The sequence below is a fragment of the Kitasatospora sp. NPDC024654 genome, from assembly GCF_055559155.1.
In genome coordinates, this window is sequence record NZ_JBVHLF010000013.1 from 58010 (window position 1) to 80446 (window position 22437).

The following is a 22437-nucleotide window of genomic DNA, read 5'->3' on the forward strand; positions in this document are numbered from 1 at the left end:
AGAAACTCACCCCCCCCCCCCAAGACCCCCCATGAGCGGCCCGACGAAGAAAAAGAGTGAGGACCAAAACGGCCCCCCGGCCCCGACCGGAACGGTCGGGGCCGGCGCCTCTTCCTGCCTGCCGCCGCTTACTTGGTCAGGTCCGGACCGGCGGCCGCCACCGCGGCCGGAGTGTCGGCCACGGCCGACTTCTCCTCGCCACGGAAGGTGAACTTGGCCTCCTTGCCCTCACCCTCCACGCCGACGACCACGATGTGGCCGGCCCGCAGCTCGCCGAAGAGGATCTTCTCGGAGAGGTGGTCCTCGATGTCGCGCTGGATCGTCCGGCGCAGCGGGCGGGCACCCAGGATCGGGTCGTAACCGCGCTTCGCCAGCAGCTTCTTGGCCTCGACACTGAGCTCCAGGCCCATGTCGCGGTCCTTCAGCCGGGCGTCCACCTTGTCGATCATGAGGTCGACGATCTGGATGATGTCGTCCTCGGACAGCTGGTGGAAGACCACGATGTCGTCGACACGGTTGAGGAACTCGGGGCGGAAGTGCTGCTTGAGCTCCTCGCCGACCTTGGCCTTCATCCGCTCGTAGCCGGTGGCGGTGTCGCCGGTGGCCGCGAAGCCCAGGTTGAAGCCCTTGGAGATGTCCCGGGTACCGAGGTTGGTGGTCATGATGATGACCGTGTTCTTGAAGTCCACGACCCGGCCCTGGGAGTCGGTCAGTCGACCGTCCTCCAGGATCTGCAGCAGCGAGTTGAAGATGTCCGGGTGGGCCTTCTCGACCTCGTCGAAGAGCACGACCGAGAACGGCTTGCGGCGCACCTTCTCGGTGAGCTGGCCGCCCTCCTCGTAGCCGACGTAGCCGGGCGGGGAGCCGAACAGCCGGGAGACGGTGTGCTTCTCGCTGAACTCCGACATGTCGAGGGAGATCAGCGCGTCCTCGTCGCCGAAGAGGAACTCCGCCAGCGTCTTGGACAGCTCGGTCTTACCGACGCCCGAGGGGCCGGCGAAGATGAACGAACCACCGGGACGCTTCGGGTCCTTGAGGCCGGCCCGGGTGCGTCGGATGGCCTGCGAGAGCGCCTTGATGGCGTCCTTCTGGCCGATGACGCGCTTGTGCAGCTCGTCCTCCATGCGCAGCAGCCGGGAGGACTCCTCCTCGGTCAGCTTGAAGACCGGGATGCCGGTCGCGGTGGCCAGGACCTCGGCGATGAGCTCCTCGTCCACCTCGGCCACGACGTCCATGTCGCCGGCCTTCCACTCCTTCTCTCGCTTGGACTTGGCGTTCAGGAGCTGCTTCTCGTCGTCGCGCAGTGAGGCGGCCTTCTCGAAGTCCTGCGCGTCGATCGCGCTCTCCTTCTCGCGGCGGACCTCGGCGATCTTCTCGTCGAACTCGCGCAGGTCCGGCGGCGCGGTCATCCGGCGGATGCGCATCCGGGAACCGGCCTCGTCGATCAGGTCGATCGCCTTGTCCGGCAGGAAGCGGTCCGAGATGTACCGGTCGGCCAGGGTGGCCGCGGCGACCAGCGCGGCGTCCGTGATGGACACCCGGTGGTGCGCCTCGTACCGGTCGCGCAGGCCCTTGAGGATCTCGATGGTGTGCGGCAGCGACGGCTCGGCGACCTGGATCGGCTGGAAGCGGCGCTCCAGCGCGGCGTCCTTCTCCAGGTGCTTGCGGTACTCGTCGAGCGTGGTGGCACCGATGGTCTGCAGCTCGCCACGGGCCAGCATCGGCTTCAGGATGCTGGCGGCGTCGATCGCGCCCTCCGCGGCGCCCGCGCCGACCAGGGTGTGCAGCTCGTCGATGAACAGGATGATGTCGCCGCGGGTGCGGATCTCCTTGAGTACCTTCTTCAGGCGCTCCTCGAAGTCACCGCGGTAGCGCGAACCGGCCACCAGGGCGCCGAGGTCCAGCGTGTAGAGCTGCTTGTCCTTCAGCGTCTCGGGGACCTCGCCCTTGACGATCGCCTGGGCCAGGCCCTCCACCACGGCGGTCTTGCCGACGCCGGGCTCACCGATCAGCACGGGGTTGTTCTTGGTGCGGCGGGACAGCACCTGCATGACCCGCTCGATCTCCTTCTCGCGCCCGATCACCGGGTCGAGCTTGGCCTCGCGGGCGGCCTGGGTCAGGTTACGGCCGAACTGGTCCAGCACCAGCGAGGTGGACGGGGTCCCCTCGGCGGGCCCGCCGGCCGTGGCCGACTCCTTGCCGCCGCCCTGGTAGCCGGAGAGCAGCTGGATCACCTGCTGGCGCACCCGGTTGAGGTCGGCACCCAGCTTGACCAGGACCTGGGCGGCGACGCCCTCGCCCTCGCGGATCAGGCCGAGCAGGATGTGCTCGGTGCCGATGTAGTTGTGGCCAAGCTGGAGGGCCTCGCGGAGCGAGAGCTCCAGCACCTTCTTCGCCCGGGGCGTGAACGGAATGTGTCCGGACGGGGCCTGCTGGCCCTGGCCGATGATCTCTTCGACCTGCTGGCGGACTGCCTCAAGAGAGATCCCGAGGCTCTCCAGGGCCTTAGCGGCGACACCTTCGCCCTCGTGGATCAGGCCCAGGAGGATGTGTTCGGTGCCGATGTAGTTGTGGTTGAGCATCCGGGCTTCTTCCTGAGCCAGGACGACAACCCGCCGCGCGCGGTCGGTGAACCTCTCGAACATCGTTAATCGCTCCTCAGAGCGGTCGGTCAGTTCGGGGTCGGTCCCCGCCCTGTCCTTCCGCATGCTAGTCCCGCTCAGCGGCGCGGCTTTGGGCCCCTCCTGCCCGATGGCGGGCGAGAGGGAGGTACTCCCTCACGGTTGTGAGGAATCGTGCTGCGCGACCGGCCGACACCCTTCCCAACCTGATGCTGGGAGACGGTGTTCCCTCCGGTACGCCCATTGCACGTCTTGCCGCTACGCCAATGGCGAACACGCCCCCGGTCCCGCTCGGGGAGAAGGGCGCCCTCGCCTGGTTCGCCGGCTTCGCGGCCTACCTCCGGTCCGGGGTCGGACCCGTCCCACCTGCATTCATACCGGAAATTCGGACCGTTCTCGTGCAGTTTCCCGGGTGGCGTTGTTCGCCTGGCGAGAAGTCTGCTGATCGGCGCCGCGGACGGTACGGTCCCGGGTCGGCCGGTCCTCGCGCTCCGGACCCTGGTGGGGCCAATCGGGGCGGACGGCGTGACCGGCCCGCCGCTCCAGCGTTGCACAGCCCGTGAGTGTCCCGCAGTGCGAGCGGCCCCCGATCCGGAACAGCCCGGAACCCCTGTCCCGGAAGACGACCCCGGAACAGCCGCGGGGCGCGGAGGGGTGCCTCCACGCCCCGTGAGCGCTGCGCGCGCGGTTGGGCGGACTCATCGCCCGTTGGGGCCGCTCTGAACCGGTGGGAGACCGTCGGGAGCGGGGCCTCGACGGCCCTCAGGAGGCGTTGGCCGCCTCGTACGCCTCGCGCACGTTGCTGGGGACTCGGCCCCGGTCGTTCACGTTGTAGCCGTTCTCCTTCGCCCACGTGCGGATCTTCGCGGTGTCCGCGCCGCCGGAGGCCGCCCGGGCGGCGGCCCGGCCACCGGTGCGACGGGCGCTGGTGAGCCGGCCGCTCTGCTTGCGGCCCTTGTCGACGTACGGAGCCAGCAGACCACGCAGCTTCTCCGCGTTGTCCGACTTCAGATCGATCTCGTAGGCAACGCCGTCGAGGGCGAACGTCACCGTCTCGTCCGCCGAACCGCCGTCGAGATCGTCTTCAAGAATGACCTGCACCCTCTGTGCCACGGGCTTCCCTTTCCGCTTAACAGACCCAATGCCTTAGGGAAAGGAAACCGCCTTTTCTCGGAAAACACAAACCCCGGTCTCTTCGGGCAAGCCCGGCAAGCACCCCGGGGCACCGTTCAGAGGTGCAGCAGCATGCGCGAGTTGCCCAGGGTGTTGGGCTTCACCCGCTCCAGGTCGAGGAACTCGGCCACGCCTTCGTCGTACGACCGGAGGAGTTCTTCATACACTTCCGTAGCGATGACCGCCGGGTCTGTCGTACCATCATTGGTTTCGCCGATCTCGATGAAGCCGTGTTTCGCGAAGAAGGCCACCTCGAACGTCAAGCAGAAAATCCGACGGACGCCCAGCCAGCGTGCGGTGTGCAACAGCTTCTCCAGCAGCAGGTGGCCGATGCCGTGGCCGCGGCAGATCGGATCCACCGCGAGGGTGCGCACCTCGGCGAGGTCCTCCCACATCACGTGCAGCGCGCCGCAGGCGACCACCGTTCCGCTGTCGTCGCGCTCGGCCACCCAGAACTCCTGGACCGATTCGAACAGGGTGACGGTGGGCTTGTCGAGCAGAATGCCGTCCCGCGAGTAGCCGTCGATGAGCCGCCGAACGGCCCGCACATCACTGGTCCGCGCCCGGCGGATGGTGACCTCCATGCCGGGACGCTATCGCGTCGTGGGCGGTTCGGACTCACCGGTTCCGGGTTCCCCGACTTCCCCGACTTCCCCGACGCGCTCCGGCCCGACCACCCGCAGCGCGTCCCGCAGTGCCGCGCGCTGCTCGCCGGTCATCAGCCCGAAGAAGTGCACGAGTGCGGCCGCCGGATTGTCGCTGGTCGCCCAGGCGTCGTTCATGAGTGCCGCGGTGTAGGCCTCGCGGGAGGAGACCGGCACATATCGATAGGCCCGGCCCGCGCGCTCCCGGCGCAGCCAGCCCTTTCTGTACAGCTTGTCCAGCACGGTCATCACGGTGGTGTACGCGATTTCCCGTTCCGCGCGCAGATCGAGCAGTACCTCGCGAACCGTCACCGGGCGGTTCCACTCCCACACCCGGGTCATGACGGCGTTCTCCAGTTCACCGAGTGGCCGCACCATGGGACCACCCTAGGGAAACAATCCGACAAACCGCACTAATTGCGTCGGGGCACGCCGCAGGCCGCCACTCCCGGGTGGGGGTGGCGGCCTGGAAACCGGTGGCGACTACTCGCCGGAGGTGCGGGTGGCGGTCGCCATCGCCTCGGCGGCGGCGTCCTCCTTGCCCTTCTGGGCCCCGCCCTGGCTGCGGATGATGGCCCGCACCACGAACCCGAAACCGATCGCCATCACCAGCGGCGGCACGATCGCGCTGACATACTGCACCAGGTCACTCTCCCTCGGTCGTCTCAGTGGTCCCCGTGGTCTGCTCGCCGGCCGCGCCGGTCGTCTTCTCGGGCTTCACCAGCGGGAAGAGCACCGTCTCGCGGATGTTCTTGCCGGTGAGCAGCATGATCAGGCGGTCCACCCCGAGCCCGAGCCCGCCGGTGGGGGGCATCGCGTACTCCAGGGCGCGCAGGAAGTCCTCGTCCAGCTGCATCGCCTCGACGTCGCCGCCGGCCGCGAGCAGCGACTGCGCGGTGAGCCGGGCCCGCTGCTCGACCGGGTCGATCAGCTCGGAGTAGGCGGTACCGATCTCGGTCCCGAAGATCACCAGGTCCCACTTCTCGGCCACGCCCGGGATGGACCGGTGCTGGCGGGTGAGCGGGGAGACCTCGGTCGGGTAGTCCTTCAGGAAGGTCGGCCGGATCGCGTTCTCCTCGAGGAGCCGCTCGATCATCTCCAGCACGATCTGGCCGTGGCCCCAGCCCTGCTCGTAGGGCACGCCGGCCGCGTCGCAGAGCTTGCGCAGCTCCTCGACCGAGGTCTCCGGGGTGACCTCGGTGCCCAGCCGTTCGGAGATGCCGGGGTAGACGCTGATCTCGTCCCAGGGCTCGGCCAGGTCGATCTCGTGCTCGACGCCGTGCGGGTCGGTGCCGCGGACCACGGTGGTGCCCAGCGCGTCCCGGGCCGCGTTGACGATGATCGCCCGGATCAGCTCGGCCTGGGTGTCGTAGTCGCCGTAGGCCTCGTACGACTCCAGCGCGGTGAACTCCGGGTTGTGGGTCGCGTCGGCGCCCTCGTTGCGGAAGTTCCGGTTGATCTCGAAGACCTTCTCGGCGCCGCCGACCACCAGCCGCTTGAGGTACAGCTCGGTGGCGATCCGCAGGTAGAGGTCGATGTCGTAGGCGTTGATGTGGGTGATGAACGGCCGGGCGTTGGCGCCGCCGTGGATCGGCTGCAGCATCGGGGTCTCGACCTCGAGGTAGCCGCGCTCCTCGTAGGTGCGGCGGATCGAGCGGACCACCTCGCTGCGCAGCCGCAGCATCTCCCGGGCCTCGGGGTTGACGATCAGGTCCACGTACCGCTGGCGGACCCGGGCCTCCGGGTCGGTCAGGCCCTTGTGCTTGTCCGGCAGCGGCCGCAGGCACTTGGCGGTGAGCGCCCAGCTCTCCACCATGACGCTCAGCTCACCGCGCTTGGAGGTGATCACCTCGCCCTCGACGCCGACCTGGTCGCCCAGGTCGATGTCGGTCTTCCAGGCGGCCAGCCGCTCCTCGCCCAGCTTGTCCAGGGAGAGCATCACCTGGAGGTCGCCGGAGCCGTCCCGCAGCGTCGCGAAACACAGCTTGCCGCCGGTGCGGGCCAGGATCACCCGGCCGGTCACGCCGACCCGCTCGCCGGTCGCGGTGTCCGGCGCCAGGTCGGGGTGCTTGGCGCGGAGGTCGGCGATGCTGGTGGTCCGGGGGAAGCCGACCGGGTACGGGTCGATCCCGGCGGCCCGGAGCCGGTCCAGCTTCTCGCGCCGGACGCGCATCTGCTCGGGAAGGTCGTCGGTCGCGGGGAGGCTGCTCTGATCGCTCACCTCACCAGGGTAGCGACCGAACCGGACCGCCCCGTCACCGGCTGGCGCGGGTGGCGGGGCAGTCCGTCGGGCGTCGGGCGGGCCGCCGGTGGGGCGGTCAGCCGGTGCCGGTGGCGAGCTCCTCCTCGTCGGGCGCGGCGGGCTTGGCGCGGCGGGCGAAGAGTTCGGCGGGGGTGGGGATCCGGGGGCTGCGCGGACGGGCCGGCGGGGGAGGAGTGGGGGCACTCTCGGGGCGGCGGGGCTCGGGCGTGGGGCTGCTCATCGGGATCGGTCCTCCGGCTCGGTCGGTGGGACTGCTGGGAACTGCGGCCAGATGGCGCGTCGGGACGGCGCCGCGGACGGCGTCGGGGGCGATCGCCGGGCGGGGCAGGCCGGTGCTGAGCGCGAGGCGTTCCCGGACCGCGGTCTCGGCCAGCGCGTGGCAGCGGCCGGCCAGCCGGGAGCGGCGGCTGCGCTCGGCGGTGCCGCAGGGCAGCCGGGAGAGCGAGCGCAGCGCGGACAGGTCCTCCGGGGTCGGGAGGTAGCCGTCGGCGACGGCCTCCTCCAGCCGTTCCAGGTAGCCGCGGGCACTGCCGGGCAGTGCGCCGCGGTAGCGGACCAACTCCGCGAGCAGGAACCCGCGCAGCCGGCCGCCCTCCTGGGCGGCCTCGTCGATCGCCTCGGCCAGGCGCAGTGCTTCCTGGACGTCCTCCGCCCACAGGTCGGCGCCGGCCGGTAGTGGGGCGGGGACAGCGGGGTGCAGGGCTTGGGCGAGGGCACGGCGCAGCACGCGCACTTCGTCGGCGCTGAAGGCCATGCCGCCGCGGGACCCGTGTGGCGTAGGCATGAAGTGACCCTACGTGAGGAATATCCGATTTGCCGGTAATGTCGCGCCGAGCCGCGCCCGATCCCTCGTTAGTCGGAGGGGTAGCGGATGTTCGTCCTCGGAGAGCCGCTTCCGCTGCGGCTAACGAGCGATCAGCTCGGCTTGTTGCGCTCGAACACCAGTCTCAGGCCGATCAGGGTCAGCCAGGGCTCGTGCACGTCGATCGCGGCGGCCTCGCCGAGCACCAGCGGGGCCAGCCCGCCGGTGGCGATCACCTGGACGTCCTCCGGGTCCTTGGGCGACAGCTCCCGCGCCATCCGCGTGACCAGGCCGTCCACCTGGCCCGCGAAGCCGTACAGCACGCCGGACTGCATGCCCTCCACGGTGTTCTTGCCGATCACGTTGCGCGGCCGGGCCAGCTCGATCTTGCGCAGCTGCGCGCCGCGGGCGCCGAGCGCCTCGACCGAGATCTCGATCCCCGGCGCGATCGCGCCGCCCACGTAGTCGCCGCGCTCGTTGATCGCGTCGAAGGTGGTCGCGGTGCCGAAGTCGACCACGATGCACGGCCCCCCGTACAGGTGGTTCGCGGCCAGCGCGTTGACGATCCGGTCGGCGCCGACCTCCTTGGGGTTGTCCATCAGGACGTGCACCCCGGTCTTCACCCCGGGCTCCACGAGCACCGCGGGGACGTCGCCGTAGTAACGGCGGGTCACCTCGCGGAGCTCGTGCAGCACGGCGGGCACCGAGGAGCAGATCGCCAGCCCCTCGACCCGGTCCTCCCGCGAGACCACCGGGTGGTGGCCCATCAAGCCCTGCATCAGCACGGCGAGTTCGTCCGCCGTGCGGCGCGGATCGGTGGAGATCCGCCAGTGTTCGACGACCTCCTCGCCATCGAACAGGCCGAGCGTGGTCTGGGTGTTGCCGACGTCGATGGTGAGGAGCATGGGCCGCTTTCCTGAGGAGGGGCGATTACGGGCGAAGGTCCAGGCCGATGTCCAGGATCGGCGCGGAGTGGGTGAGCGCGCCGACCGCCAGATAGTCGACACCAGTCTCGGCGACCTCCCGCGCGGTGGCCAGGGTCAGGCCACCGGAAGCCTCCAACTTGGCCCGGCCGGCGACCAATCGGACCGCCTCGCGCAGCTGCGGGACCGAGAAGTTGTCGAGCAGGATCAGGTCCGCCCCGGCCTCCAGCACCGGCGCGAGCTGCTCCAGGGTGTCCACCTCGACCTCGACCGGCAGCTCCGGGTAGGCGGCCCGGACGGCGCGGAACGCCTCGGCCACGCCGCCCGCGGCGACCACGTGGTTGTCCTTCACCAACGCCGCGTCGGAGAGCGCCATCCGGTGGTTGACGCCGCCGCCGGCCCGCACCGCGTACTTCTGCAGCGCGCGCAGGCCCGGGTGGGTCTTCCGGGTGTCCCGGACCACCGCGCCGGTGCCGGCCAGCTCGTCCGCCCAGCGGCGGGTGGCGGTGGCGATCCCGGAGAGGTGGCAGAGCAGGTTGAGCGCGGTCCGCTCGGCGGTCAGCAGGTCGCGGGTGCGGCTGCGCACCGAGAGCAGCACCTGGCCGGCCTCGACCCGGTCGCCGTCCTCGACGTGCCGCTCGACTTCGAACTCCTCCTCGCAGATCAGCGAGACCACGGCCTCGGCGATCCGTAGGCCGGCCACCACGCCGGCCTCGCGGGCGGTGAAGTCCGCCGTGGCGACCGCGTCGGCGGGCACCGTGGCGACCGAGGTGACGTCCTCGCCGCCGGCCAGGTCCTCGGCCAGCGCCAGGGTGGCGATGTCCTCGACCTCGACCGGGTCGAGGCCGGCCGCCTCGAGCAGCTCGGCCAGCGCCGGGTCCAGGCCGGTCTCGTAGTCCTCGCCGTCCCCGCAGGCACAGCTCTCCCCGCAGGTGTCGGCCATCGGCAGTTCCTGGTGGGCCGTCGGCGGCTGGTGAGGCATGGTCAGTGCTCCTCGGGGGTGCTGGTGGGGACGCCGGAGACGGCGTCCAGGGTGGTGATCAGATGACGGCGCCAGTGCTCGTCGTCCCGCTCGGGGAAGTCCTCGCGCCAGTGGCAGCCGCGGGTCTCCGCGCGCTGCGCCGCGGCGGCCACCAGGGCGGTCGCCACCAGCAGCAGGTTGGCGGCCTCCCAGGTCTCCACCCGGGGGTCGGCCGGTTTCTGTTCGGCCTGGTCCGCCTCGGCCGCCAGGGTCAGCGCGGCCAGCCCCTCGGCGCTGGCGGCCATGCTGGCGGCCGAGCGCAGCACGCCGGCGCCGGTGCTCATCAGCCGCTGGACCTCGGCCCGGGCCTCCGGCGCGGGCAGCGGGACGGGCCGCGCGGCGCGCGCCGCCGGGACGTCCACCACGCGCTCGGGCAGTTCGCCCGCGCGGTGCCGGGCGGCCAGGTCGGCGGCGATCCGCTCGGCGAAGACCAGGCCCTCCAACAGCGAGTTGGAGGCCAATCGGTTGGCGCCGTGCACCCCGGTGCAGGCCACCTCGCCGCAGGCGTACAGGCCCGGCACCGAGGTGCGGCCGTGCAGGTCGGTGCGGACCCCGCCGGAGGCGTAGTGGGCGGCCGGGGCGACCGGGATCAGGCCGGTCACCGGGTCGATGCCGTGCGCCCGGCAGGAGGCCAGGATGGTCGGGAACCGCTCCTGCCACATGGTGGCGCCGAAGTGCCGCCCGTCCAGGTACATGTGCTCGGCGCCCTGCTCCTGCATCCGCCGGGTGATCGCCTTGGCCACGATGTCGCGCGGGGCCAGCTCGGCCAGCTCGTGCTGACCCACCATGAACCGGGTTCCGGCGGCGTCCACCAGGTGGGCGCCCTCGCCGCGGACCGCCTCGGAGACCAGCGGCTGCTGGCCCTCGGCCTCCGGGCCGAGCCAGAGCACGGTCGGGTGGAACTGGACGAATTCCAGGTCGGTCACCTCGGCACCGGCCCGCAGGGCGAGCGCCACCCCGTCGCCGGTGGAGACCGCGGGGTTGGTGGTGGCCGAGAAGACCTGGCCCATGCCGCCGGTGGCGAGCACCACGGCCCGGGCCCGGATCGCGCCGACGCCGTCGCGCTGGCCCTCGCCCATCACGTGCAGGGTGAGGCCGGCCGTGTGGCCGCTCTCGTCGGTGAGCAGGTCGAGCACCAGCGCGTGCTCGATCAGCTCCAGGCCGGGATCGCTGCGCACGGCGGCGACCAGGGCGCGCGATATCTCCGCCCCGGTGGCGTCGCCGCCGGCGTGCGCGATCCGGCGGCGGTGGTGGCCGCCCTCGCGGGTGAGCAGGATCGCGCCGTCGGCGTCCTGGTCGAAGGCGGCGCCGGTGGCGATCAGGTGGCGGACGGCGTCCGGGCCCTCGGTGACCAGGACGCGCACCGCGTCCTCGTCGCACAGCCCGGCCCCCGCGACCAGCGTGTCCGCCAGGTGCTGCTCGGGGGTGTCGCCCTCGCCCAGGGCGGCCGCGATGCCGCCCTGGGCCCAGCGGGTGGAGCCGTCGTCGAGCATCGCCTTGGTGACCACCGTCACCCGCAGGCCGGCCTGGCGGGCGCCGAGCGCGGCGGTCAGCCCGGCCACGCCGGAGCCGACCACCACCACGTCGGTGTTGGCGGTCCAGCCGGGCGCGGGGGCGGTGAGGCGGTGGGTCACAGGCATGGCGGTGCTCCGGTCTGGTCTAGTTTGCGGCGGTCCGGACGGCGTCCCCGCGGACGGTGTCCGTGCCGGGCAGCGCCTCGGCCGGGTCCGAGCCCGTACCGACGATCTTGTTCTCCGCGTCCACGAAGACCACCCTGGGCTGGAACTCCCGGGCCTCGGCGGTGTCCATCTGCCCGTAGGCGATCAGGATCACCAGGTCACCGGGGTGGACCAGCCGGGCCGCCGCGCCGTTGATCCCGATCACCCCGGAGCCGCGCGGCCCGGCGATGGTGTAGGTCTCCAGCCGGGCGCCGTTGTTGATGTCCACGATGTGGACCAGCTCGCCGGGGAGCAGGTCGGCGGCGTCCAGCAGATCCTGGTCCACCGTCACCGAGCCGACGTAGTGCAGGTCGGCCTGGGTCACGGTGGCCCGGTGGATCTTGGACTTGAACATGGTGCGGAGCATTGGTCACGCCTCCTGAGCTGAGTGCATGCCGAAGTGGCTGCCGGAATCTACCGGACGATCATGCGGACGTTGTCGATCAGGCGGGTGCCGCCCACCTTCGCGGCCACGGCCAGCACGGCCTCGCCCTGGAAGTCGTCCGGCGCCTCGGTGAAGTCGTGCGGATCGATCAGGGCGAGGTAGTCGAGGTCGAGGCCGGCCGCGCCGTCCAGCGCGGTCGCGGCGGCCTCGCGGACGGCCTTCGGGCCCCGGGCGGCCGCGTCCCGGCCGGCGAACAGGGCCCGGGAGAGCGCCAGCGCGTGCCGGCGGTCGTCCTCGGAGAGGTAGCGGTTGCGCGAGGAGAGCGCCAGGCCGTCCTCCTCGCGGACGGTCGGCACGCCGATGACCTCCACGTCGAAGTCGAGGTCGGCCACCATCCGCTGGACGATCGCCAGCTGCTGGGCGTCCTTCTCGCCGAAGAAGGCGAAGTCCGGGTCGGTGATGTGCAGCAGCTTGGCGACCACGGTCAGCATGCCGTCGAAGTGGCCGGGGCGGGTGGCGCCCTCGAAGCGCTCGCCCATCGGGCCGGCCGAGAGGGTCACCTGCGGGGCGCCGTTCGGGTAGACCTCCTCGACGACCGGTGCGAAGACCACGTCGGCGCCGTTCTCCTCGGCGAGCCGGACGTCGGCGGCCAGCGTGCGCGGGTAGCGGTCCAGATCCTCGTTCGGGCCGAACTGCAGCGGGTTGACGAAGACCGTCACCGCCACCCGGCCGTCGCGGCCGACCTCCTTGCGGGCGGCCCGGATCAGCGCCGCGTGCCCCTCGTGCAGCGCGCCCATGGTCATCACGACCGCGTTGTCGACCGGCTGCTCGTCCGGCCAGAAGGCGGCCTCGAAGTCGGCGACGGTGTGGGTGAGCGCGGTGCTGCGGGTCTTGGGCGCCTTGGCGGCGGGCTTCGGGCGGGCCATCAGTGCATCTCCTCGTCGAGTACGTCCAGCAGCGCGGCGGCCGCCTCTTCCTTCAGCGTCCCGTTGGCGAGCGCCCGCTGCGCGGTGGCCCGGGCCATCGCCCGGTAGGCCGACGGGATGTCCGGGGACACCGTACTGAGCTGCGCCAGGTGGCGGCGCACCGTCCCGCTGTCGCCGCGGGCGACCGGGCCGGTCAGCGCGGCGTCACCGGAGCGCAGGGTGTTGTCCAGCGCGGCGCCGAGCAGCGGGCCGAGCAGCCGGCCGGGCTCGGCCACCCCGGCCGTCCGCAGCAGCTCCATCGCCTGCGCGACCAGGGTGACCAGGTGGTTCGCGCCGTGCGCCAGGGCAGTGTGGTAGAGGGGGCGGACCGCCTCGGGCACCCACTCGGGCTCGCCGCCCATCTCCACCACCAGCGCCTCGGCGACCGTCCGCAGCTCCTCGGGCGCGGTCACCCCGAACGGGCAGCCGGCCAGCCGGGCCAGGTCGACCGAGGTGCCGGTGAAGGTCATCGCGGGGTGCAGGGCGAGTGGCAGCGCACCGGCCCGGGTGGCCGGTTCGAGCACGGCGACCCCCTGGGCACCGGAGGTGTGCACGATCAGCTGGCCCGGGCGCACCGCGCCGGTGGCGGCCAGCCCGGCCACCAGGTCGGCCAGCGCGTCGTCCGGGACGGTCAGCAGCACCAGGTCCGCGGCGGCCAGCACCTGCGGCGGGGAGACCACCCGGACCCCGGGCAACAGCGCCTCGGCCCGGCGGCGGGAGGTGGTGGAGACCCCGGAGGCGGCGACCACGGTGTGGCCGGCCAGCTGGAGCGCGGCGCCGAGGGCCGGGCCCACTCGGCCGGTCCCCACCACGCCGACGGCGAGTCGCCCCGGCCGGCTGCCCGGGTCGGTGGGGTCGGCGGGGTCGAACAGATCGGAGGTGCGCACGGCTCGCGTTCCAGTCCTCTACGGGTACCAGACGTACCGCCTCATCCTACGGCCCGCCCCGGGGTCAGTCGGCGCCGCCCGCCCGGACCAGCCCGGCCTCGTAGGCCAGCACCACGGCCTGCACCCGGTCGCGCAGGCCGAGCTTGGCCAGGATCCGGCCGACGTGGGTCTTCACGGTGGCCTCGGAGAGCACCAGTTCGGCGGCGATCTCGGCGTTCGACAACCCCTGGGCGACCAGCAGGAAGACCTCGCGCTCGCGCTCGGTGAGCGGCTCCAGCGCGGGCGGGCCGGCCGGCGCCTGCGGCAGCGGCAGGACCTCGGCGAAGCGGTCGATCATCCGCCGGGTGGTGGTCGGCGCGACCACCGCGTCCCCGCCGTGCACCGAGCGGATCGCGGCCACCAGCTCGGTCGGCGGCACGTCCTTGAGCAGGAAGCCGCTCGCGCCGGCCTTGAGCGCGGCGAAGGCGTACTCGTCCAGGTCGAAGGTGGTGAGGATGAGCACCCGCGGCGCGCCCGGCAGCGGGGTGCCGTCGGCGTCCAGGCAGATCCGCCGGGTGGCCTGCACGCCGTCCAGCCGGGGCATCCGGACGTCCATCAGGATCACGTCCACCTGCGTGCGGGAGAGCACCTCCAGTGCCTGGGCGCCATCCCCGGCCTCGGCGGCGATCTCGATGTCGCCCTGGGACTGCAGCACCATCCGGAAGCCTGTGCGGAGCAGTTCCTGGTCGTCGACGAGCATCACGCGGATGGTCACAGTGCAACTCCTGAGGGTTACTTGGCGGTCTTGAGGGGGAGGACGGCGCGGATCCGGAAGCCACCGCCGGGCCGCGGCCCGGCGTCCAGGCTGCCGCTCACCATGCCGATCCGTTCGCGCATGCCGATCAGACCATGGCCCTGCCCGTCGGCACCGCCCCGGCTGACCTGCTCGTCGGTGGTGCCACGGCCGTCGTCCTCGATCAGCACGTTGAGGTCGCGGTCGCCGAAGTCGACCGCGACCCGGGCGCTGGCGCCGGGCCCGCCGTGCTTGCGGACGTTGGTGAGCGCCTCCTGGACGATCCGGTAGACCGTCAGCTCGACCCCGCGCGGCAGCTCGCGCACCTCGCCGGTGGCCCGGTACTCGACCGGCAGCCCGGCCGTGCGGACCTGCTCCAGCAGCTCCGGCAGCTCCTCGACGCCGGGCTGCGGCACGTACTCCTCGGCGGCGTCCGCGGTGCGCAGCACGCCGAGCAGTCGGCGCATCTCGACCAGCGCCTGCCGGCCGGTGGAGGCGATGGTGCCGAGCGCCTCCTTGGCCTGCTGCGGCGAGTTGTCCATCACGTAGGCGGCGCCGTCGGCCTGCACGATCATCACCGAGACGTTATGCGCCACCACGTCGTGCAGCTCGCGGGCGATCCGGGCCCGCTCGGCCGCCACCGCCACCTTGGCCTGGGCGTCCCGCTCGCGCTCCAGCCGCTCGGCGCGGTCCTCCAGCTCCTCGAGGTAGGCGCGGCGGACCCGGGTGAGCCGGCCCCAGGCCCAGCAGAGGATGAACGGGGTGGAGAGCAGCGCCGCGGTGAAGACGGTCTGCAGCAGCCCGTGGACCGTGTCGGGCTCCTTGGCCAGCTGGAAGCCGTGTACCGAGAGCGGCCCGGCCAGCAGGCCGCAGACCAGCGCGGCCCGGGAGGTCCAGCGGGAGCCGAAGGCCGCGCCGGTGTAGCAGAAGACCAGGTAGGCGAGGGAGGAGGCGCCCGGGTCGATGTGCAGGCCGACCTGGGCCAGCGCGAGCACCGCGGCGGCCACCACGGCGGCGTTCGGCAGCCGGCGCCGGACCACCATCAGCCCGCAGACCAGCACCGAGATGGTGAAGTAGGCGGCGGTGTGCCAGCCGCTGGTGGAGACGCTGGAGACGGCGGTGAAGAAGAGCACGAGGAGCGCCCAGCCGCCATCGACCACCATGGGGTGTCCGCGAAGCCAGGCGTTGAGTCGATGCACGTCCCCAGCCTAGGCAGTCGAAAAGCCCCCTCCCGTCCGCCGAGAGGGCGATCCCGGCTCGTTCGCAGGTCGGAGCCCGGTAACGTCCCGGGCATGACCTGGATGCGCTGGCGGCCCGCCATGGAGCGGGCCCTGTACGGGCCGGAGCACGGCTTCTACCGCAGGCCGGAGGGGCCCGCCGGGCACTTCCGGACCTCGGTGCACGCCTCCCGGCAGTATGCCGAAGCGGTCGGCCGGCTGCTGCTGGAGGTGGACGAGGCGCTCGGCCGTCCCGAGGAGCTGGCGCTGATCGACGTCGGGGCCGGGCGCGGCGAGCTGGTCGGCGCGCTGGCCGGCCTGCTGCCCGGACGGCTGCGCTGCTACGGGGTGGAGCTGGCCGGGCGTCCGGACGGGCTGCCGGAGGCGGTGCGGTGGACCGAGCGGGTGCCGGCCGGGGCGGTCGGGCTGGTCTTCGCCAACGAGTGGCTGGACAACGTGCCGCTGGACATCGCCGAGGTGGGGGAGGACGGCGGGCTGCGCTACCTGGAGGTCGGGCCGGACGGTGCGGAGCGGCCCGGCGGTGCTCTGGACGCGGCGGACGCGGCCTGGGCCGAGCGCTGGTGGCCGCGGGTCGCCGCCGGGGACCGGGTGGAGCTGGGCGGCCCGCGGGACGCCGCCTGGGCGGCGGCGGTCGGTGCGCTCGACCGTGGGCTCGCGGTGGCGGTGGACTACGCGCACCAGGCGTCGGACCGGCCGACCTTCGGCACGCTGACCGGCTTCCGGGCCGGCCGTGAGGTCCGCCCGGTGCCGGACGGCAGCTGCGACCTGACCTGCCACGTGGCGCTGGACGCGGTCGAGGCGGCCGGCGCGGCGGGCGCGCGCGGGTCCGTCCACAGCCTGTGGACGACCCAGCGCGCCGCACTGCGTGCCCTCGGCGTGCGCGGCGACCGCCCGCCGCTCGCCCAGGCCGGCACCGACCCGGCCGGCTACCTGCGCGCGCTGGCCGCGGCCGGCGAGGCGGCCGAGCTGACCGCGGCCGGCGGCCTGGGCGGCTTCGGCTGGCTGCTCCAGGCCGTCCGCATGCCGGTACCGCGGAGCTTGGCAGGCCTGCCGGGATGGCAGACTCTGAACCCATGAGCATCAGGGAGACCACGGTCGGCATCGGCGCCGGCGCGGAGCAGACGGCCACCGACATGGTGCTGAACATCGGCCCGCAGCACCCGGCCACCCACGGCGTGCTCCGGCTCAAGCTGGTGCTGGAGGGCGAGCGGATCCTCTCCGCCGAGCCGGTGATCGGCTACATGCACCGCGGCGCCGAGAAGCTCTTCGAGGCCCGGGACTACCGGCAGATCATCATGCTGGCCAACCGGCACGACTGGCTCTCCGCCTTCTCCAACGAGCTGGGCGTGGTGCTCGCGGTCGAGCGGATGCTCGGCATGGAGGTCCCCGAGCGGGCGGTCTGGATCCGCACCCTGCTGGCCGAGCTGAACCGGGTGCTCAACCACCTGATGTTCGCCGGCTCCTACCCGCTCGAACTGGGCGGGATCACCCCGATCTTCCACGCCTTCCACGGCCGCGAGGAGCTCCAGCACGTGCTGGAGGAGGCCAGCGGCGGCCGGATGCACTACATGTTCAACCGGGTCGGCGGCCTCAAGGAGGACCTGCCGGCCGGCTGGCTGGACCGGGTCCGGGCGGCCGTGGCGATGGTCCGCGGCCAGCTGCCGGTCTTCGATGGCCTGGTGCTCGGCAACGAGATCTTCCGGGCCCGGACGGCCGGGGTCGGCGTGCTCTCCGCCGCGCACGTCAAGGCGTACGGGGTGAGCGGCCCGATCGCCCGGGCCAGCGGCGTCGACTTCGACCTGCGCCGGGACGAGCCCTACCTGGCCTACGGCTCGCCCGAGCTGCGCGAGGTGCTGGCCGTGGCCACCCGCGAGGAGGGCGACTGCCTGGCCCGCTTCGAGTGCCTGCTGGAGCAGACCGCCAACTCGCTCGACCTGGCCGACGCCTGTCTGGACAAGCTGGCCACCCTGCCGCCGGGGCCGGTCAACCTGCGGCTGCCGAAGGTGCTGAAGGCCCCCGAGGGCGAGACCTACGCCTGGACCGAGAACCCGCTCGGGGTCAACGGCTACTACCTGGTCTCGCGCGGCGACAAGACGCCGTGGCGGCTCAAGCTCCGCTCGGCGTCCTTCAACAACATCCAGGCGCTGATCGAGCTGCTGCCCGGGACCCTGGTCGCCGACATGGTCGCGATCCTGGGCTCGATGTTCTTCGTGGTCGGCGACATCGACAAGTAGTTCCCGGCTACTGCTTCTTCTTGGGCTTCTTCGGATCGGCCGGGTGAGGGGCGAGCCTGCGGTCGCCCTTGGCGGCGATCCGCTGCTCGCACAGCTCGACCAGCGCGGCGTAGCCCTGCGGGCCCATCAGCTCGGTGAGCTCGGCGCGGTAGCTGAGGTACACCGGGTCCGCCCCGACGTGCGCGTCCGGGCTGCTGGTGCACCACCAGTGCAGGTCGTGGCCGCCCGGGCCCCAGCCGCGGCGGTCGTACTCGCCGATGCTGACCTGGAGGTAGCGGGTGTCGTCCGGGCGGTCGATCCACTCGTAGGTGCGGCGGATCGGCAGCTGCCAGCAGACGTCCGGCTTGGTCTCCAGCGGCTCCTTGCCCTCGGCCAGCGCCAGGGTGTGCAGCGCGCAGCCCTCGCCGCCGGCGAAACCGGGGCGGTTGAGGAAGATGCAGGCGCCGTCGATCCGGCGGGTCTGCCGGTCGCCGTCCTCGTCGAGCATGGTGATGCCGCCGTCGAGCCGGATCCTGCCGCGCTTGTCGGTGCCCTCGGCGAAGAACTGCCAGCTCTCGGGGGTGAGCCGGGCGGCGTGGCCGGCCACGCGCTGCTCGTCGTCCTCGTCCGAGTAGTGCGCGCCGAGCGTGCAGCAGCCGTCGGAGTCGCCCCGGCCGGGCCGGATGCCCTGGCAGCCGCGGCCGAAGACGCAGGTCCAGCGGGAGGTGAGCCAGGTCAGGTCGCAGCGGAAGACCTGCTCCTCGTCGGCGGGGTCGGCGAACTCCACCCAGGCGCGGGGGAAGTCGAGCGGGACCTCGCGCCCGGGCTTCTTGATCTTCGGGGTGGGGATGTCGATGGCTGCCACCCGGCAAGGGTAAGGCCGCCGGAGCACCGGCCCCTAGCCGTGGTGCAGGCGCAGGGCGAGTTGCAGGTCGAGCGCGCGGGCCGGGCGGTGCCAGGCGGGGTCGTCCAGCAGGGTCGCCACCCGGTCCAGCCGCCGGGCCACCGTGTTCGGGTGGACGAACAGCGCCTCGGCCGCCCGGGTCGGGCTGCCGCCGGCCGCGAAGTAGGCGGCGAGGGTCGGGACGAGTTCGGTGCCGCGGCGGGCGTCGTGGTCGAGCAGCGGGCCCAGCGTCCGGCGCAGGAAGTCGGCCGGGTCGATGTCGCCCGCCAGCAGGACCTTCAGCAGTTCGGCCGCTGGCCCCCGGGTGCGCAGCGCGTCCAGCTCGGCCGCCTGTCGGGAGAGCAGCTCGGCGGTGCCCAGCGCCACCCCCGCGAGATCGGCCAGCGAGCACATCAGGCCCAGCTCCTCCGGGCTGAAGTGCCGCACCGACCGCTCGCCGCCGTAGAGCACCCCGAAGACGGTCGACCCGTGCCGCAGCGGCACCGCCAGCAGCGCGTGCAGCCCCTCGGAGTCCACCACCGGGTCGAGCGACGAGGAGTGGGTGATCCGCTCGTCGGTCAGGTAGTCCGAGGTCCAGAACGGCGCCCCGGTGCGCCGCGCGATGGCGCCCGCCCCGGAGCCGTCCCCCGGCACCGGCATCCCGACGGTCAGCGCGGTCACCGAGCCGCTGGCCGCGCGGACCGTCGCCGGGCCGTCCGGCTCCTCCAGGATGGTCAGCCAGGCCATGTCCAGGGTGAGCAGCCGGCGGGCCCGCTGGGTGACCGCGGGCAACACCTGGTCCAGGTCGTGCCGGATGGCCAGGTCACGCGCGGTGTCCACCAGCCCCGCCAGGCCCGCCTCGCGCCGGTGGCGGCGGACCGTCAGCGCGTGCACCCGCAGCGCCAGCCGCAGGGCCTCCGGGTCGTCGGCGGCCGCCTCGGCCAGCTCGGCCGGTCCGGCCTGCCGGGCCAACAGCCGTAACAGCCTGTTCTCCATGACGAGCAGTCAACCAGGCGGGCGGGAAAGCCTCCAGAGCGGCTGCGGGGGTGGCCGTCCCGGGCGGGCGGGAAATCGTCCGGTCCGGTGCCGTAGCGTGGTGGATTATGCGACTCGGTGTGCTCGACGTAGGTTCCAACACCGTCCACTTCCTCGTGGTGGACGCCCACCACGGTGCCGCGCCGCTGCCCGCGTACTCGCACAAGGCGGAGCTGCGGCTCGCGGAGCTGCTCGACGCGGACGGGGCGATCAGCGACGCGGGGGTGGCCCGGCTGGTCGACATGGTCTCCTCCTCGCTGCGGGTCGCCGAGGACAAGGGCGTGGTCGACCTTCTGCCGTTCGCCACCTCCGCGGTGCGCGAGGCCGCCAACGGCGAGGCGGTGCTCAAGCGGGTGCAGGACGAGACCGGCGTCGAGCTGCAGGTGCTCTCCGGGCAGGACGAGGCCCGGCTGACCTTCCTGGCGGTGCGCCGCTGGTTCGGCTGGTCCTCCGGCCGGCTGCTCAACCTGGACATCGGCGGCGGCTCGCTGGAGATCGGCTGCGGGCTGGACGAGCAGCCGGACGCCGCGGTCTCGCTGCCGCTCGGCGCCGGCCGGCTGACCGCGGGCTGGCTGCCCGGTGACGTCGCCGACCCGGAGGCGGTGCGCGAGCTGCGCCGGCACATCCGGGCCGAGATCGCCGGCGTGGTCGGCGAGATCGCCCGGCTCGGGCCGCCGAACCACGCGGTGGCCACCTCCAAGACCTTCAAGCAGCTGGCCCGGATGACCGGCGCCGCCCCGGCCGAGGCGGGCCCGCTGGTGCCGCGCAAGCTCACCCGCAGCGGCCTGGCCGCCTGGGTGCCCCGGCTGTCCACCATGTCGGTGGCCGAGCGGTCCCGGATCCCCGGGGTCTCCGAGGGCCGCGCCAAGCAGCTGCTGGCCGGGGCGCTGGTGGCGGACGCCGCGATGGACCTGTTCGGCCTGGACGAGCTGGACGTCTGCCCGTGGGCGCTGCGCGAGGGCATCATCCTGCGCCGCCTCGACACCCTGGACGGCCAGGGCACACGCTGAGCGGACCCGTCCGGCGCGCGGTCCGCATACGCTTGCTCCCGTGGTGGAAGCAGACGGACCGGACGAGGAAGCGAACGCCCGCGCGGCCCGCCGCCGCGGCCGTGGGGCCGGCGGCGGGGGTTCCGACGGCGACCCCGGACCAGCCCGCCGGCGGGTCCCCGTCCGGGGGCGCGCCACCCGGAAGGCCGCCGCGCAGCGGCCCGCCCCGCTGCTGCGCACCACCGACCGGCTGGTGCTCCCGGCCCACCCCGCGCTGCACATCCCGGACACCAAGATCGCCCTGTCCACCGCCTCGGTCTACCCCGAGAGCACCTCGGTCGCCTTCGAGCTGGCCGCCAAGCTCGGCTACGACGGCGTCGAGGTGATGGTCTGGAACGACCCGGTCAGCCAGGACATCGACGCCCTGCGGGCGCTCTCCGACCAGCACCGGCTGCCCATCCTCGCGGTGCACGCGCCGTGCCTGCTGATCACCCAGCGGGTCTGGACCACCGACCCGTGGACCAAGCTGCAGCGGGCCCGGGCCGCCGCCGACCGGCTCGGCGCGGACACCGTGGTGGTCCACCCGCCGTTCCGCTGGCAGCGCCAGTACGCCCGGGAGTTCGTCCGCGGCATCGAGCGGATGGCCGACGAGACCGAGGTCCGCTTCGCGGTCGAGAACATGTACCCGTGGCGCTACCGGGACCGCGAGATGCTCGCCTACGCCCCCGGCTGGGACGTCACCGAGGAGGAGTACCGGCACTTCACCATCGACCTCTCGCACGTCGCCACCTCGCGGATCGACGCCTTCGCGCTGGCCGACCGGATGGGCGAGCGGCTGGCCCACGTCCACCTGGCGGACGGCTCCGGCTCGGGCAAGGACGAGCACCTGATCCCCGGCCGCGGCAAGCAGCCCTGCGCCGAGCTGCTGGAAAGGCTCGCCCGGACGGGCTTCGCCGGGCACGTGGTGCTGGAGGTCAACACCCGCCGCTCCGGCTCGCCCGCCGAGCGGGAGGCCGATCTGGCCGAGGCGCTGGCCTTCACCCGGCTGCACCTGGCCACTCCCTCGCGCGTAGGCTGAGTGGCGGACGAACCTTTCGGGGAGGCGGCGCAGATGACGGACGATCAGCGGCAGGACGGCTCCTTCAGTCACCAGGCCCACGCCGACTCCTTCGGTGCGGTGGCCGCCGAGTACGACCGGGCCCGGCCGTCCTACCCGCCCGAGCTGTTCGACGAGATCGAGCGGCTGACCGGTCGGTCGCTGGAGGGCGCGGACCTGCTGGACGTCGGTGCCGGCACCGGCATCGCCACCCGGCTGTTCCAGCAGCGCGGCGCCCGGGTCGTCGCGGTCGAGCCGAGCGCCGGGATGGCCGCCCAGCTGCACCGGGTCAGTCCGGAGATCCCGCTGGTCAAGGGCGACGGCAACGCGCTGCCCTGCCACGACGGCACCGCCGACCTGATCGCCTACGCGCAGGCCTTCCACTGGACCGACCCGGACCGCTCGCTGCCCGAGGCGCTGCGGGTGCTGCGCCCGGGCGGGGCGCTGCTGCTGATCTGGAACGTCAAGGACCGCACGGGCGGCTGGCTGCGCGAGCAGGAGGAGCGGCTCGCCGCGGCGCTGCCCTCGTACCACTACTACGGCGCGCTCAACTCGGTCACCGACGCGCTGGCCCATCACCCGTTCGAGGTGCGCACCGCCCAACTGCCCTGGGAACGCCGAATCGGCGTGGACGACCTGATCACCGACCTGCGTTCGAAGTCGTACTTCGCGGTGCTGACGCCCGAGCAGCGCGAGCCGGTGCTGGCCGCCGAGCGGGCCGCGCTGCTCGCCGAGTTCCCGGGCGGACTGGTCACCGAGCCCTACACGGTGGACCTCACGGTGGCCGTCAAGCGCGGCTGACCGGCATG

Annotated in this window: 22 protein-coding genes; 5 read left to right on the forward strand and 17 right to left on the reverse strand. The window is 72.8% G+C overall.

Features of this window, described 5'->3' with window-relative positions:
- Positions 1-128 precede the first annotated feature (128 nt).
- From ACZ38L_RS10790 to ACZ38L_RS10860, 15 genes are all read right to left on the reverse strand, one after another.
- Positions 129-2645, reverse strand: coding sequence for an ATP-dependent Clp protease ATP-binding subunit (locus ACZ38L_RS10790; protein ID WP_396555786.1), 2517 nt, complete (start codon positions 2643-2645; stop codon positions 129-131).
- Positions 2646-3383: 738 nt separating this feature from the next.
- Positions 3384-3734 carry a histone-like nucleoid-structuring protein Lsr2 gene (locus ACZ38L_RS10795; protein ID WP_465691379.1) on the reverse strand — a complete coding sequence of 117 codons (351 nt, stop codon included), beginning with the start codon at positions 3732-3734 and terminating at the stop codon, positions 3384-3386.
- Positions 3735-3850: 116 nt separating this feature from the next.
- Positions 3851-4378, reverse strand: a complete 528-nt coding sequence (locus ACZ38L_RS10800; protein ID WP_396555782.1) for an amino-acid N-acetyltransferase — start codon at positions 4376-4378, stop codon at positions 3851-3853.
- 9 nt (positions 4379-4387) lie between these two features.
- Positions 4388-4816 (reverse strand): BlaI/MecI/CopY family transcriptional regulator, encoded by a 429-nt coding sequence (locus ACZ38L_RS10805; RefSeq protein WP_465691381.1) that lies wholly within the window; start codon positions 4814-4816, stop codon positions 4388-4390.
- 105 nt (positions 4817-4921) lie between these two features.
- On the reverse strand, positions 4922-5080 hold the full coding sequence (locus ACZ38L_RS10810) for a hypothetical protein (protein ID WP_465691383.1): 159 nt from the start codon (positions 5078-5080) through the stop codon (positions 4922-4924).
- Between the two features lie 4 nt (positions 5081-5084).
- The gene (gene lysX / locus ACZ38L_RS10815; protein WP_465691385.1) at positions 5085-6659 is read right to left on the reverse strand and encodes a bifunctional lysylphosphatidylglycerol synthetase/lysine--tRNA ligase LysX; all 1575 of its coding nucleotides are present in this window, start codon (positions 6657-6659) and stop codon (positions 5085-5087) included.
- A gap of 97 nt (positions 6660-6756) precedes the next feature.
- Complete coding sequence (locus tag ACZ38L_RS10820) at positions 6757-7485, reverse strand: hypothetical protein (RefSeq protein ID WP_465691387.1); 729 nt, start codon at positions 7483-7485, stop codon at positions 6757-6759.
- 131 nt (positions 7486-7616) lie between these two features.
- Positions 7617-8408: a type III pantothenate kinase gene (locus ACZ38L_RS10825; protein ID WP_396555772.1), complete on the reverse strand. Its 792-nt coding sequence runs from the start codon at positions 8406-8408 to the stop codon at positions 7617-7619.
- Positions 8409-8433: 25 nt separating this feature from the next.
- Positions 8434-9408, reverse strand: a complete 975-nt coding sequence (gene nadC / locus ACZ38L_RS10830) for a carboxylating nicotinate-nucleotide diphosphorylase (RefSeq protein ID WP_396555770.1) — start codon at positions 9406-9408, stop codon at positions 8434-8436.
- A gap of 2 nt (positions 9409-9410) precedes the next feature.
- A complete protein-coding gene (locus ACZ38L_RS10835; RefSeq protein ID WP_465691390.1) occupies positions 9411-11087 on the reverse strand; it encodes an L-aspartate oxidase in 1677 nt (558 codons plus the stop codon).
- Between the two features lie 19 nt (positions 11088-11106).
- Positions 11107-11532 carry an aspartate 1-decarboxylase gene (gene panD, locus ACZ38L_RS10840; RefSeq protein ID WP_396555766.1) on the reverse strand — a complete coding sequence of 142 codons (426 nt, stop codon included), beginning with the start codon at positions 11530-11532 and terminating at the stop codon, positions 11107-11109.
- Between the two features lie 47 nt (positions 11533-11579).
- The gene (gene panC / locus ACZ38L_RS10845; RefSeq protein WP_465691393.1) at positions 11580-12476 is read right to left on the reverse strand and encodes a pantoate--beta-alanine ligase; all 897 of its coding nucleotides are present in this window, start codon (positions 12474-12476) and stop codon (positions 11580-11582) included.
- On the reverse strand, positions 12476-13402 hold the full coding sequence (locus tag ACZ38L_RS10850; protein WP_465691395.1) for a Rossmann-like and DUF2520 domain-containing protein: 927 nt from the start codon (positions 13400-13402) through the stop codon (positions 12476-12478). Before ACZ38L_RS10850 ends, panC begins: the two co-directional genes overlap by 1 nt.
- Positions 13403-13466: 64 nt before the next feature.
- On the reverse strand, positions 13467-14156 hold the full coding sequence (locus ACZ38L_RS10855) for a response regulator (protein ID WP_396555760.1): 690 nt from the start codon (positions 14154-14156) through the stop codon (positions 13467-13469).
- A 17-nt stretch (positions 14157-14173) separates the two neighbouring features.
- Positions 14174-15373 (reverse strand): sensor histidine kinase, encoded by a 1200-nt coding sequence (locus ACZ38L_RS10860; protein ID WP_465691398.1) that lies wholly within the window; start codon positions 15371-15373, stop codon positions 14174-14176.
- Positions 15374-15466: 93 nt separating this feature from the next.
- Between ACZ38L_RS10860 and ACZ38L_RS10865 the strand changes: the two genes are divergently transcribed.
- Positions 15467-16489, forward strand: coding sequence for an SAM-dependent methyltransferase (locus ACZ38L_RS10865; protein ID WP_465691403.1), 1023 nt, complete (start codon positions 15467-15469; stop codon positions 16487-16489).
- 2 nt (positions 16490-16491) lie between these two features.
- Positions 16492-17646 (forward strand): NADH-quinone oxidoreductase subunit D, encoded by a 1155-nt coding sequence (locus ACZ38L_RS10870; RefSeq protein ID WP_465691534.1) that lies wholly within the window; start codon positions 16492-16494, stop codon positions 17644-17646.
- Positions 17647-17653: 7 nt separating this feature from the next.
- Here the strand turns inward: ACZ38L_RS10870 and ACZ38L_RS10875 are convergent, their stop codons facing one another.
- Together ACZ38L_RS10875 and ACZ38L_RS10880 are read right to left on the reverse strand one after the other, a co-directional pair.
- Complete coding sequence (locus ACZ38L_RS10875; protein WP_465691405.1) at positions 17654-18490, reverse strand: DUF3109 family protein; 837 nt, start codon at positions 18488-18490, stop codon at positions 17654-17656.
- Between the two features lie 33 nt (positions 18491-18523).
- On the reverse strand, positions 18524-19504 hold the full coding sequence (locus tag ACZ38L_RS10880; RefSeq protein WP_465691407.1) for a helix-turn-helix domain-containing protein: 981 nt from the start codon (positions 19502-19504) through the stop codon (positions 18524-18526).
- 107 nt (positions 19505-19611) lie between these two features.
- Between ACZ38L_RS10880 and ACZ38L_RS10885 the strand changes: the two genes are divergently transcribed.
- From ACZ38L_RS10885 to ACZ38L_RS10895, 3 genes are all read left to right on the forward strand, one after another.
- A complete protein-coding gene (locus ACZ38L_RS10885; protein ID WP_465691409.1) occupies positions 19612-20553 on the forward strand; it encodes a Ppx/GppA family phosphatase in 942 nt (313 codons plus the stop codon).
- 229 nt (positions 20554-20782) lie between these two features.
- Positions 20783-21610: a sugar phosphate isomerase/epimerase family protein gene (locus ACZ38L_RS10890; protein ID WP_465691536.1), complete on the forward strand. Its 828-nt coding sequence runs from the start codon at positions 20783-20785 to the stop codon at positions 21608-21610.
- 33 nt (positions 21611-21643) lie between these two features.
- The gene (locus tag ACZ38L_RS10895; RefSeq protein ID WP_465691410.1) at positions 21644-22429 is read left to right on the forward strand and encodes a class I SAM-dependent methyltransferase; all 786 of its coding nucleotides are present in this window, start codon (positions 21644-21646) and stop codon (positions 22427-22429) included.
- Positions 22430-22437 lie beyond the last annotated feature (8 nt).